The 13146-nt window shown below is 64.7% G+C and carries 11 protein-coding genes; all 11 read right to left on the reverse strand.

The genetic code is table 11. The features are described from left to right. Positions 1 to 138: 138 nt before the first annotated feature. Positions 139 to 1617 carry an anthranilate synthase component I gene (gene trpE / locus QYS36_RS21750; protein ID WP_308841457.1) on the reverse strand — a complete coding sequence of 493 codons (1479 nt, stop codon included), beginning with the start codon at positions 1615 to 1617 and terminating at the stop codon, positions 139 to 141. A 369-nt stretch (positions 1618 to 1986) separates the two neighbouring features. Continuing rightward, complete coding sequence (locus QYS36_RS21760; RefSeq protein ID WP_308841458.1) at positions 1987 to 2667, reverse strand: phosphoglycolate phosphatase; 681 nt, start codon at positions 2665 to 2667, stop codon at positions 1987 to 1989. Continuing rightward, on the reverse strand, positions 2664 to 3338 hold the full coding sequence (gene rpe, locus QYS36_RS21765) for a ribulose-phosphate 3-epimerase (RefSeq protein ID WP_308841459.1): 675 nt from the start codon (positions 3336 to 3338) through the stop codon (positions 2664 to 2666). Before rpe ends, QYS36_RS21760 begins: the two co-directional genes overlap by 4 nt. Before the next feature lie 209 nt (positions 3339 to 3547). Next, positions 3548 to 4927 carry a hypothetical protein gene (locus tag QYS36_RS21770; protein WP_308841460.1) on the reverse strand — a complete coding sequence of 460 codons (1380 nt, stop codon included), beginning with the start codon at positions 4925 to 4927 and terminating at the stop codon, positions 3548 to 3550. 81 nt (positions 4928 to 5008) lie between these two features. Further along, complete coding sequence (locus QYS36_RS21775) at positions 5009 to 6157, reverse strand: iron-containing alcohol dehydrogenase (RefSeq protein WP_308841817.1); 1149 nt, start codon at positions 6155 to 6157, stop codon at positions 5009 to 5011. A 177-nt stretch (positions 6158 to 6334) separates the two neighbouring features. Continuing rightward, entirely contained in the window at positions 6335 to 7702 is a 1368-nt protein-coding gene (locus QYS36_RS21780) for a sigma 54-interacting transcriptional regulator (protein WP_308841461.1), read from the reverse strand. A 140-nt stretch (positions 7703 to 7842) separates the two neighbouring features. Next, complete coding sequence (locus QYS36_RS21785) at positions 7843 to 8670, reverse strand: ABC transporter permease (RefSeq protein WP_308841462.1); 828 nt, start codon at positions 8668 to 8670, stop codon at positions 7843 to 7845. 76 nt (positions 8671 to 8746) lie between these two features. Further along, positions 8747 to 9994, reverse strand: coding sequence for an ABC transporter permease (locus QYS36_RS21790; protein WP_308841463.1), 1248 nt, complete (start codon positions 9992 to 9994; stop codon positions 8747 to 8749). A 115-nt stretch (positions 9995 to 10109) separates the two neighbouring features. Next, a complete protein-coding gene (locus QYS36_RS21795) occupies positions 10110 to 11144 on the reverse strand; it encodes an ABC transporter substrate-binding protein (RefSeq protein WP_308841464.1) in 1035 nt (344 codons plus the stop codon). Between the two features lie 44 nt (positions 11145 to 11188). Further along, complete coding sequence (locus QYS36_RS21800; protein ID WP_308841465.1) at positions 11189 to 12298, reverse strand: ABC transporter ATP-binding protein; 1110 nt, start codon at positions 12296 to 12298, stop codon at positions 11189 to 11191. A gap of 218 nt (positions 12299 to 12516) precedes the next feature. Next, positions 12517 to 13146 (reverse strand): response regulator transcription factor, encoded by a 630-nt coding sequence (locus QYS36_RS21805; protein WP_308841466.1) that lies wholly within the window; start codon positions 13144 to 13146, stop codon positions 12517 to 12519.

Raw genomic sequence — 13146 nt, forward strand, 5'->3', positions numbered from 1 at the left:
TTCACCCACCGCCTTGCCAACCTCATGGTGGACGGATAAAGCGACGTCCACCCTACGGCCCGGGGTGAAGCGCCGCAATAGCCGGGAAGCCAAACGCAAAGGGGCAGCCTAAGCTGCCCCTTTTTACATCTGCCCAGATCAGTGCGAGCCCTGCTCCGCCAGCGCCACGGCCCTGAACATGGCGCGGCGCTTGTTGAGGGTTTCTTCCCACTCCAGCGCCGGTACCGAGTCGGCGACGATACCCGCGCCGGCCTGCACGTGCAGCTCGCCGTCCTTGATCACCGCGGTGCGGATGGCAATCGCGGTGTCCATGTTGCCGTTCCAGGCGTAGTAACCGACCGCGCCGCCGTAGACGCCGCGCTTGACCGGCTCCAGCTCGTCGATGATCTCCATGGCGCGAATCTTCGGTGCACCGGACAGGGTGCCGGCCGGCAGGATGGCGCGCAGGGCGTCCATCGAAGTGAGGCCCTTTTTCAGCTCGCCAGTGACATTGGAGACGATGTGCATGACGTTGGAATAACGCTCGATGACCATCTTCTCGGTCAGCTTCACCGAGCCGATTTCCGAGACGCGGCCAGTGTCGTTGCGGCCCAGGTCGATCAGCATCAGGTGCTCGGCGACTTCCTTGGCATCGGCCAGCAGGTCTGCTTCCAGCGCCAGGTCCTGCTCCTCGGTGGCACCGCGCGGGCGGGTGCCGGCGATGGGCCGCACGGTGACCAGGTTGTCCTCGACGCGCACCAGCACTTCCGGCGAGCTGCCCACCACGTGGAAGTCGCCGAAGTTGAAGAAGTACATGTACGGCGTCGGGTTGATGCAGCGCAGCGCGCGGTACAGGTCGATGGGGGCGGCCTTGAACGGGATCGACATGCGCTGGGAAATCACCACCTGCATGCAGTCGCCGGCCAGGATGTAATCCTTGATGGCGCCGACCGAGCGCTCGTAATCCTCACGGCTGAAGCTGGAACGGAACGCCGGCTCGGCGCCCGCCGGTTTGTTCAGGTCCACGCCCAGGCGCGGGGTGAACGGCTGACGCAGCTTGTGCAGGATGTCCTGCAGTTGCTGCTGGCCACGGGCGAAGGCATCGGCCTCAGCCGGGTCGGCCAGGACGATGGCGTGCATCTTGCCGGCCAGGTTGTCGAACACCACCACGGCATCGGAGACGTTGAGCAGGATATCCGGCGTGCCCAACGCATCGGGGTTGACCCCGTCGGCCAGCTTGGGCTCGACATAACGCACGCTGTCGTAGGCGAAGTAGCCGACCAGGCCGCCATTGAAACGCGGCAGACCAATGATGGTCGGCACCTTGTAGCGCGCCTTGAACTGCTCGACGAATTCCAGCGGGTCGGCACACTGGTGGCGCTCGACCTCGACGCCATCGGTGCTGACCACCACCTCATGGCCATGCACGCGCAGCACGGTGCGCGCCGGCAGGCCGATGATCGAGTAACGCCCCCACTTCTCGCCGCCCTGCACCGACTCGAGCAGGTAGGAGTTGGGCGCATCAGCCAGTTTCAGGTAGATCGACAGCGGCGTGTCGAAGTCGGCGATGGTTTCGCAGGCGAGCGGAATGCGGTTGTAGCCTTCGGCGGCCAAACGCAGGAATTCTTCGTGGATCATGATCAGCCTCGTGGCGTGAGAAATCGGTCAGGGGCAAACGGGCCGCGCACAGCGGCGAAGAATGTCAGGCGCGCCAGCGCCAACGGGCCAGGGCCTTGATGACTTTCATCCAGAGTTTGCAGCTAACCACCACGGTACGATCTCGACAGGCGGGGAATAAGGAGAGCGGCCAAAGTAGCAGCTACACGCCAAGCGCTGCAAGCGGGGCAAAGCGATGGCTTGTAGGAGCGGATTCGATCTTCATCGCCAGTTTCGCGGATAAATCCGCTCCCACAAAAGCCGAACGGCGCAGCAAAGGATTCATCAGTCGTAGGGTGGACGACGCTTCACCCGTCCACCGACAAGGTCACCTCGGTATCGCCATCCGCACTACAGCAGCTCGGCGAGACTATCGACCACCAGTGCCGGCTCTTCTTCAGCCACCGGGCGACCGTGATTGTAGCCGTAGCTGACCGCCACGCAGGGCACACCAGCCGCGCGGGCCGCCAATACGTCCGTGCGCGAATCGCCAACGAACAGCGACTGCGCCTGGCTGACGCCGGCCAGGCGCATCACCTGCAGCAGCGCAGCCGGGTCGGGCTTCTGCTGCGGCAGGGTATCGCCGCCGATGATCCAGCGGAAATAACCGCCCAGGCCGACCTGCTCCAGCAGCGGCGCGACGAAACGCTCCGGCTTGTTGGTCACCACCGCCAGCTCGACGGCGGCGGTGCTCAGGGCTTCCAGCAGTTCGTGCACGCCCGGATACAGGGTGATCAGCTCATGGCAGTCGGCATAGATATCGAGAAAGCGCGCCAGCGCCTGTTCGGTTTCAGCCTCGCCTACAGCCGAATGATCCAGGCCACCGGCCAGGGCGCGGCGCACCAGCACGCGGGCGCCATTGCCCACCCACTGGCGCACGCACTCCACGCCAACGGGCTCACGGCCCAGTTCGCGCAGCATGCGGTCGACGGCGGTGGCCAGGTCCGGCACCGAGTCGACCAGGGTGCCGTCCAGGTCGAACATCACCAGGCGCGGCAGCTCACCGGCGCACAGCGCGCGCAGCGGTTTCATCCACGCACCTGGGCCAGTTCGGCGCGCATGGCGTCGATCACCGCCTTGTAGTCCGGCTGGTTGAAGATCGCCGAGCCGGCGACGAAGGTGTCGGCGCCGGCTTCGGCGATCTCGCGGATGTTCTGCACGTTCACGCCGCCGTCGATTTCCAGGCGGATTTCGCGGCCGCTGGCGTCGATCAGCGCGCGGGCTTCGCGCAGCTTGTCGAGGGTGCCGGGTATGAACTTCTGCCCGCCGAAGCCGGGGTTGACGCTCATCAACAGGATCATGTCGACCTTGTCCATCACGTACTTGAGCACGTCCAGCGAAGTGGCCGGGTTGAACACCAGGCCGGCCTTGGCGCCGCCGCTCTTGATCAGTTGCAGGGAACGGTCGACGTGCTCGCTGGCCTCCGGGTGGAAGGTGATGTACGACGCGCCGGCCTCGATGAAGTCACCGATGATGCGGTCCACCGGCTTGACCATCAGGTGCGCGTCGATCGGCGCGGTGATGCCGTACTTGCGCAGCGCCGAGCAGACCATCGGGCCGATGGTCAGGTTGGGCACGTAGTGGTTGTCCATGACATCGAAGTGAACGATATCGGCGCCAGCGGCGAGTACGTTATCCACTTCCTCCCCCAGGCGGGCGAAGTCGGCGGAAAGGATCGACGGGGCGATGGCGAAGGGTTGCATGGCGCACCTCTAATAAGGGCTTGGGTCACGGTGGCGCGCATTGTAGCGACTCGAACATCATCTGGCAGCGCCGCCTGACGGCGGCGCGCGCAAATGCCTCAGCCTGGCAGGCTGTAGCCTGCGGTTGAGCGCAGCGATACCCAGGGCCTTCCCGGGTGTCGCTGCGCTCGAGCCGGGCTACTGCCGAGCTAAAGCGCTCGCGCCAGAGGTCACTCGCCGGGCGGCAGATCCTTGGTAAAGGTCTGGTCGTTCTCGCCGCGGAACATCTGCGCGCCGTAGATCAGCGCGCACAGGCCGACACCGATGGCGAAGGCCCAGCCGGCGCCCTTGATCGCCAGCACCGCGCCGATCACCCCGGCGATGCCCAGGTCACGCTGGCTGCGCGCCTCCATGATCCCCAGGCGCACGCTGACGTAGCCCTGGATCAGCAGGGTCAGGGCCAGTGCCACGCCGAGAATCGGCTGCAACAGGGTGACCACCGGCAACAGCAACAGGCCGGTGTTGGTGCCCCAGCGGAACGAGCCGACGCCGCCGTAGATGGACTTCATCGCCTGGGCGCCGCCCTTGAAGCGTTCGGTGATCACCACCTGCATGGCCGACCACTGTGGGCCGCACATGGCCACGTCCGGGCCGATGATGCTCATCAGGGCGTTGCGCCCGCCAAAGATCATGTGCGAACGGTTGGGGTTGAAGTCGACCTTCTCGTCACTGCGGATATGGTCGGCCTCGGAGAGGATCGCCCTGGCGCCCAGCACGTCGCCGAACACCACCAGGTAGGCGGCGAACACCGTGGGAATGGCAGTGACGAACATCATCAACGGCGGCATGCCGAGACCGAACACGGTGTATTCGTTCCAAAGGGTGACGAAGTCCGGCTTGCTGATGCCCCACTCGATGCTCGGCCATGGCGCCTCACCAAAGATCGGCGCGACCACCACGGCCAGCAGGATGATCGGGAAGATGCCCAGCTTGGCGAAATTCCACCAGAAGCGGCTGCGCTTCTTCAGTTGCTGGAAGTGCAGGGAGAACACCAGGTAGAAGGCGATGCCGACGGCAATGGAGATGGTCCAGGGGAAGGCGTCGAAACGCCCGCCTTCCTTGAACACGGTGATCACCGCACTGAGCCCGGCGCCCATGATGATGCCGGCCTTGAGCGCCGAGGGCACCAGCGACACCACCTTGCGCGCCATGCCGGTCATGCCCAGGCCAATGGAAAATATCCCCAGCATCAACTGGAAGGCGATCAGCGCATGCACCCGCTCCGGGCCCTCCGGGAACTGGCTGCAGTAGGCCATCAGCAGGGGGATCGCCGGGGTGATCCAGCCCGGCACCACCGGGTCACCAAGCAGGTGGTGGGTCAGGTACAGCAGACCGTTGAGCATGACCACCGCCAGCGCCACCTCGAATGGCATGCCGAGGAATTCGGTCATCAGCGGGATCGCCGCCAGATCCACCGCGCACATGAGCAGGCCCTGCATGTAGTCGGAGAGCTCGAAGCGATAGTGAATGAAAGGCAGACGCACCTTGAATGGCCCCACCGGCCAGTAGGGGGCTTCGACGCCCAGGTCTTGTTGATGCGGTTCGGACATGTGAATCACCCAATGTTATTAGAGTTGTAAGCAGCAAGCCCCGGGCGGGCCGGGGCTGTTGGTCAGGGATGTGAAACGGATTCAGTAAGCGGCGCGGTAGATCTGCTCGATGTCGCTGGCAGTCAGGCGCCGCGGGTTGTTGCGCATCAGCCGGTCGATCTTGCTGGCCTCCTCGGCCATGGCCGGGATGGCGTCTTCGGGCACGTTGAAGCTGCGCATGCCCTTGGGAATGTCGACGCTGGCGCACAGCTCGGCCATGGCCTCGACGGCCAGGTCGGCAGCGACCTTGTCACCCAGCCCATGGGTCTGCACGCCAAGGGCAGCGGCGATCTCGGCCATGCGCTCGACGCAGGCCAGCTTGTTCCAGGCCATCACGTAGGGCAGCAGCAGGGCGTTGCTGACGCCGTGGGCGATGTTGAAGCGCCCGCCCAGTGGATAAGCCAGCGCGTGCACCGCGCCGACCCCGGCGTTGCCGAAGGCCATGCCTGCCATCAGGCTGGCGGTGGCCATGTCCTCGCGCGCCTTCAGGTCGGCCGGGTTGGCATAGGCCTTGGGCAACGCCTTGGCGATCAGCTTGATGGCGCCGATGGCCAGGGCGTCGGTGATCGGCGAGGCGTTCACCGACAGGTAGGATTCCACGGCATGCACCAGGGCATCGACGCCGCTGGCGGCAGTCACGCTACGCGGGCAGGTCAGGGTCATCAGCGGGCTGACCAGGGCCACGTCGGGCAGCAGATGGTCGCTGACGATGCCCTTTTTCAGCTGTGCCTGCTTGTCCGACAGGATCGACACGTTGGTCACTTCCGAGCCGGTGCCGGCGGTGGTGGGGATGGCGATCAGCGGCGGGCCCTTGCGCTTGACCTGGTCGACGCCGAATAGCGTCTCCAGCGCGCCGTCATGGCCAACGTAGCCGGCCACCGCCTTGGCGATGTCGATGGCGCTGCCACCCCCCACGCCGATCAGGCCGTCGTGGCCGCCGTCGCGGTACACCTTGGCGCAGGCCTCGACGATGGCGATCTCCGGCTCCGGCTCGACGCCATCGAAAATGCCGTAGGCGCGCTCGCCGAGCTGCTTGAGCACATGTTCCACGGTGCCGGATTTGATCAGGATGGCGTCGGTGACGATCAACGGGTTGTGGATGTTCAGGCGGGACAGTTCGTGCGCCAGCTGCTCCACGGCACCCTGGCCGGTCAGCAACTTGTTGGCGATCTTGAAGGCAGCGGTACTCATCATCAGGCCCTTTTGTGCATTGTAAAAACTGGACGGGTTCGGGCCTGTCTTAGCGAGTCCTGTGCCAGTTGCGCGAAACCCTTGCCGTGCAAGGGCTGCGTCGATCCGCCACAGGCGCGAGGCGATCAGCTGCGATTGGAAAATGGATCAGAAAAGCCTGCTTGATCCATTTTCCAATCAGCCTTGTTCCCAGCGTTTCATCTTCTGCACCAGGGTCGCCTGGCTGAGGCCGAGGGCCTTGGCGGCCTCGCGGGTGGTCTTGTGCTGCACCAGCGCCTTGCGGATCAGCCGCCGTTCGAGCTGCTCGACCTGCTTGCGCAGTGGCAGGCTTTGATTGCCCGCCTCCGCCGCAGGCGTGCGCATCTCCTCGGGCAGGTCGAACAGCTCCACGACCTCACCGGTGCAGGTGACCACCAGGCGTTCGACCAGGTTGATCAGCTCGCGGATGTTGCCGGGCCAGGCGTAGTCGGTGAGTGCATCCAGCGCCTCCAGCCCCCAGGCCAGCTCACGCCTGTAGCGCCCGTTGAACTCGGCCAGGTAGAAGTCCAGCAGCGGCTGGATCTCGTCGGGCCGCTCGCGCAGGGCCGGGATATGGATGGGCACCACGTTGAGGCGGTAATAGAGGTCGGCGCGAAAGCGCCCGGCGGCGACCATCTGGCGCAGGTCATGGTGGGTGGCGGTAATGATGCGCACGTCCACTTCCTTGAGTTCCAGGCCACCCACCGGAATGAAGCGGCTCTCCTCGATCACCTTGAGCAACTTGACCTGCAGGGCCAGCGGCAGGTCGCCAATCTCGTCGAGAAACAGGGTGCCATGGTGCGCCAGCTCCAGCAGGCCGCGCTTGCCCTTGCTGCCGGCACCGGTGAAGGCACCCGCCACGTAGCCGAACAGCTCGGCCTCGATCAGGTTCTCCGGCAGCGCACCGCAATTGAGCGCCAGGAACGGCTGGGCCGCGCGCGGGCTGCTCTTGTGGATGTACTGGGCGACCAGCGTCTTGCCGACACCGGTTTCACCCTGCAGCAGCACCTTCACGTCGCTGGCGGCGACCTGCCGTGCCTGGGCGAAGATGCGCCGGGAGGCCGGGTGATCGGCCACCGGCGAGGCGTGGAGCAGGTCGCCGCGCTGGCCGGCGTGCAACTTCGCCGTGCTGCTGCGCAGCTCCTTGAGCTGCTGCAGCTCGTCACGCTCGTGCTTGATACGCAGCAGCTCGGTCATGTCGCGCACCGTGCTCACCACATAGCGCACCTGGCCCGTGGCATCGAGAATCGGCGTGCCACTGACCAGCAGGCGCTTGCCCTGGCTGACGCTCTGCATCAGCGACAGCGCCCTGCCCTCCTTGAGCACCCGCAACGACACCGACTGGGAAATCACCCCCTGCTCGACCAGCGCCTGCATGTGCTGGCCGACCACATCCTCGCTGCGCAGGCCGGTCAACCGTTCGTAGGCACCGTTGACCTTGAGGGTGATGCCATCGGCGTCGGTGATATAGACGCCGTCATGCAGCGCATCGAGCAATTCGCAAAAACTGGGATCGGCGAAATCCATGGGCTTTCCAGGACCGGACAGAAAACCTGGAAGTGTACTCGCTGGACGGCAGCCATTCTTGGTGCCACCCGGGATGACGGCGATAAAAAACCGCCGCAACCCGAGGGGCTGCGGCGGTTACGGCTACGCCGTGAAAGCGCTTATTCGTTGACCTGGGTGCGCAGCTTCTCGCTGCGCCCGCGCAGCCATTCCAGGGTCAGCAGCAGCAGGATGGAGAAGCCGATCAGCAGGGTCGCTGCGGCGGCGATGGTCGGGCTGAGGTTTTCGCGGATGCCGCTGAACATCTGCCGTGGCAGGGTGACCTGCTCGGGCCCGGCGAGGAACAGGGTCACCACCACTTCATCGAACGAGGTGGCAAAGGCGAACAGCGCGCCGGAGATCACCCCGGGGGCGATCAGCGGCAGGGTCACCCGGCGGAACGCGGTGATCGGCGAGGCGCCGAGGCTGGCGGCAGCACGCACCAGGTTGTAGTTGAAGCCCTGCAGGGTGGCCGACACGGTGATGATCACGAAGGGCACGCCGAGCACCGCGTGCACCACGATCAGCGACAGGTAGCCGTTGGCCAGGCCCAGCGGCGCGAAGAACAGGTAGCTGGCGACACCGACGATCACCACCGGCACCACCATCGGCGAAATCAGCAGGCTCATCACCAGCGCCTTGCCGCGGAACTCCGAGCGGGTCAGGCCGATAGCGGCCAGGGTGCCGAGGATCATGGCCAGCACGGTCGCCGCCGGGGCGATGATCATGCTGTTCTTCAGCGCCCGCATCCAGCCGGCCGAGCCGAAGAAGTCCTCGTACCAGCGCATCGAGAAGCCCTGCATCGGGTAGATCAGGAAGGTGCCGGAGTTGAACGACAGCGGCACGATCACCAGGATCGGCAGCACCAGGAACAGCAGTACCAGGCCGCAGAGCAGGCGCAGGCCGTAGTACCAGGCGCGCTCAACAGGAGACATATAAGGGCTCAACATTTCTCAATCTCCATTCCATAAGCAGGTCGTTGAAAAACTACCTGCGTTGCCGCTGCTAACGTTTTTCAATCGCCTGCTAACCCAGACGCAACCGACCCGCACCCACCAGCCAGCTGTACACCACGTAGAGCAGCAGCGTGGCGACCAGCAGCAAGCCGCCCAGCGCGGTGGCCATGCCCCAGTTGATGGTGGTGTTGGTGTAAAAGGCGACGAAGTAGCTGACCATCTGGTCGCTCGGGCTGCCGAGCAGCGCCGGGGTGATGTAGTAGCCGATGGACAGGATGAATACCAGCAGGCAACCGGCGCCGACGCCGGCCAGGGTCTGCGGGAAATACACCCGCCAGAAGCTGGCGAACGGGTGGCAGCCCAGGGAAATTGCCGCACGCATGTAGCTTGGCGAAATGCCCTTCATCACGCTGTAGATCGGCAGGATCATGAACGGCAGCATGATGTGCACCATGGAGATGTACACACCGGCGCGGTTGAACACCAACTCCAGCGGCTGGTCGATGATGCCGATCTTGATCAGCGCCGAGTTGATCAGCCCGCCGGACTGCAACAGCACGATCCAGGCGGCGACGCGCACCAGGATCGAGGTCCAGAACGGCAGCAGCACCATGATCATCAGCAGGTTGCCCTGGCGAGTCGGCAGGTTGGCCAGCAGGTAGGCGAGCGGATAGGCCAGCGCCAGGCAGATGGCGGTGATCACCGCGCCCATCCAGAAGGTACGGGCGAAGATGTCCAGGTAGATGGCCTGGTCGGGGCTGGTCTTGACCACGGCGCCGGCGTCATCGACGCGATGATCCAGGGCAGCCAGCAGGTAGTAGGCCGTCCAGGAACTGCTGTTGCGGCGGATCACTTGCCAGTAGGCCGGGTCGCCCCAGCGCTCGTCGAAGGACTCCAGTGCATCCTTGTAGGAAGCCGGTTCGGCGTCGAACGGCAGCGCACGGCCGGTTTTCGCCAGCAGGCTGCGGTAGCCGGCCAGCTCCATGTTCAGGCGCTTGGACAGGTCGCCCAGCTTCTGCTGTTCACGAGCCTCGGCCAGATCCAGGGTCAGCGCCTTGTAGACGGGCTCTTCGGGCAGGCCGCGGCCGTCCCAGCTGTCGATGGCTTCGACGGTGCGCGGCAGCGAGCCGACCACGTCCGGGTTATCCACGCTGCGGTTGAGCAGCGCCACGATCGGCACCAGAAAGGTGAAGACGAGAAACAGCACCAGCGGCAGGATCAGCGCCTGGGACTTCAGGCGATTCATCCGCTCGGCGCGCGCCAAGCGCTGCTTGAGCGTGGGGCCGGCGACCTCGGCATGGGGCACTGCTAGGGCCATGGGGGTAACTCCGGTGAAGCGGATAAGAATTCGGGGATAAAGCCGGAGCGCCGATACGTCGGCGCTCCGTGAAGCGAAGGGGCAAGGCGCTCATGCCCTGCCCCGCTGCGTGCCGTTACTTGGCAGCCCAGGAGTTGAAACGCTGCTCCAGCACTTCGCCGAAGTCGGCCCAGAAGGCCACGTCCATGGCAACCTGGTTGGCGATGTTCTGCGGCGCGGTCGGCAGGTCGGCAGCGACCTTGGCATCGAGCAGATCGACGGCTTTCGGGTTCACCGGACCGTAGGCGATGTTTTCCGAATAGGTTTTCTGGTTCTCGGCCTGCAGGGTGAAGGCGATGAATTTCATGGCCTCGTCCTTGTTCTTCGCGCCCTTGGGGATGGCCCAGGCGTCGAAGTCGTAGATGCCGCCGTCCCATACCACTTTCAGGCTGCTGCCTTCCTTCTGGGTGGCGGCGATGCGGCCGTTGTAGGCCGAGCTCATCACCACGTCACCGGAAGCGAGGTACTGCGGCGGCTGGGCGCCGGCTTCCCACCACTGGATGTACGGCTTGAGTTCGTCGAGTTTCTTGAACGCGCGCTCCTGGCCGTCCTTGCTCGCCAGCACCTTGTAGACGTCCGCAGGCTTGACGCCGTCGGCCATCAGGGCGAATTCGAGGGTGTACTTGGCGCCCTTGCGCAGCCCGCGCTTGCCCGGGAATTTCTTCACGTCCCAGAAATCTGCCCAACCCGTCGGCGCGGTGCTGAGCTTGTCGGCGTTGTAGGCCATCACGGTCGACCAGACGAAGAAGCCAACGCCGCACATCGAGGCGGCACCCGGCACCAGGGCGTTCTTGTCGCCGACTACCGCGTAATCGATTTCTTCGAACAGGTCCTCGTCGCAACCCCGGGCCAGCTCGGGGGATTCCACCTCGACCAGATCCCACGACACGCTGTTGGTGTCGACCATGGCCTTGACCTTGGCCATTTCACCGTTGTATTCGCCAGCGATGATCTTGCCGTTACCGGCCGCTTCCCACGGCTGGTAGTAGGCCTTGACCTGGGCGTCCTTGTTGGCGCCACCGAAGTTGATGACGGTGAGGTCTGCAGCGTGAACCTGTGCAGCGCAAACCAGGCCCAGTGTCAGCGCGGAAAGGGAGAATAGCTTCGACATTTTTATGTTGGCTCCAAGTGCTGTGGTAATGCGCAAAACGCCGATCATTCCGCCGACTGCGGATCGAGGGCGCGAACGTGCTCGACCTGCCAGCCGAGCGGGATCACGTCACCGACCGCGAGCCCGGGATCGAGCTCGGCAATCGGCTGTTTGACGAAGAAGTCGGTCTTGCCGCAGACCTCCAGGCGCACGCGCACGTGGTCGCCCAGGTAGATGAACTCGGAAACACGACCCGAGAAGCGGTTGTCGCAGCCCTCGGCCGCATTGTTCAGGCGAATGCGCTCCGGGCGGATCGACAGGCTGACGGCATCACCCGGCTGGCCGACGTTGACGGCCAGAGCCTGGATCTTCTCGCCACGCGCCAGCTGCACGGTGCAGGTGTCGCCCGTGTGCTCGACCAGCTCGCCGGCGAAGCGGTTGTTCTCACCGATGAACTGCGCCACGAAGGTGTTGCGCGGCGCTTCGTAGAGCTCGCGCGGCGGAGCGATCTGCTGGATCTCGCCCTGGTGGAACACGGCGACGCGATCGGACATGGTCAGCGCTTCGCTCTGGTCGTGGGTCACGTACACCACGGTCACGCCGAGGCGCTGGTGGATGTGCTTGATCTCCATCTGCATGTGCTCGCGCAGCTGTTTATCCAGCGCACCGAGCGGTTCGTCCATCAGTACCAGTTGCGGCTCGAACACCAGCGCGCGGGCCAGCGCCACACGCTGCTGCTGGCCACCGGAGAGCTGCGCCGGGTAACGGCCAGCGAAGGCGTCCAGCTGCACCATCGACAGCGAGCGCTTGACCTTCTCGCCAACGTCGGCCTTGTTCATGCCACGTACGCTGAGCGGGAACGCCAGGTTCTCGGCCACCGTCATGTGCGGGAACAGCGCATAGTTCTGGAACACCATGCCGATGTCGCGCTTGTGCGGCGGCACGTTATTGAGGCGCTTGCCGGCCAGGGTGATCTCGCCAGCGGTGGGCGTTTCGAAGCCGGCCAGCATCATCAGGCTGGTGGTCTTGCCGGAGCCGGAGGGCCCGAGCAGGGTCAGGAACTCGCCTTTGCGAATGTCCAGGTTGAGGTCTTTGACGATCAGGTTCTCGCCGTCGTAGCTCTTTTGCACGCCACGAAAGCTGACCAGGATGTCGCTCGAAGAAGTGTCGCCCATCACCGCACCTGCCTGTTGTTCTACCGTGGCTCAAGCCTAGAACCGGCGCTGGAAGCTGAAAATCGGGCGTGCTGACACTTTGCTATAAGGCAGGCGGAAAGCCGGCTGTAGGGCGATCCCTACACCGATGTCGCGTTTGGATACGCACTGATGGGCAGTGCTAGAAGCGAGGCGGCCCGCCTGGTGATGGGCATGTCGCGGATAGATAAATAGGCCGCTCAGACCAGCTTGTGCTCGACCGCGTAACGCACCAGGTCGGCCACCGAGTGCAGGTTGAGCTTCTGCATCAGCCGCGCCTTGTGGGTGCTGATGGTCTTGCTGCTCAGCGCCAGATGGGCGGCGATCTCGTTGACGCCCTCGCCCTGCACCAGGCGCTCGAACACCGAGAACTCTCGCTCGGACAGCAGCGCATGGGGCGGGCGTGAATCGGTCAGGCCGACCTCGAAGACCATGCGGTCGGCCAGATCGGGGTCGATGTAACGCCCGCCAGCGGCGACCTTGCGGATCGCGGTGAGCAGCAGGGCCGGGTCGCTGTCCTTGGTGGCGTAGCCGGCGGCGCCGATCTTCAGGGCGCGGGCGGCCATCTGCGCCTCGTCATGCATCGACAGCACCAGAATCGCCGGCGGCTGGCTCAGCGCGCGGATCCGTGGAATCGCCTCCAGGCCGTTGACGCCGGGCATGGAGATATCCAGCAGCACCACCTCGCACGGCGTGCTGCGCAGGGTCTCCAGCAGCTGCTCGCCATTGCTCGCTTCGCCGACCACCAGCAGGTCGCGGGCCATGCCGATCAGCTGCTTGATGCCCTCGCGGACGATGGTGTGGTCTTCGGCCACCAGTACTCGAATCAC

Origin of the sequence: Pseudomonas sp. G34, assembly GCF_031119625.1 — a bacterium.
In the GTDB taxonomy this organism is placed as follows: Bacteria; Pseudomonadota; Gammaproteobacteria; order Pseudomonadales; family Pseudomonadaceae; genus Aquipseudomonas.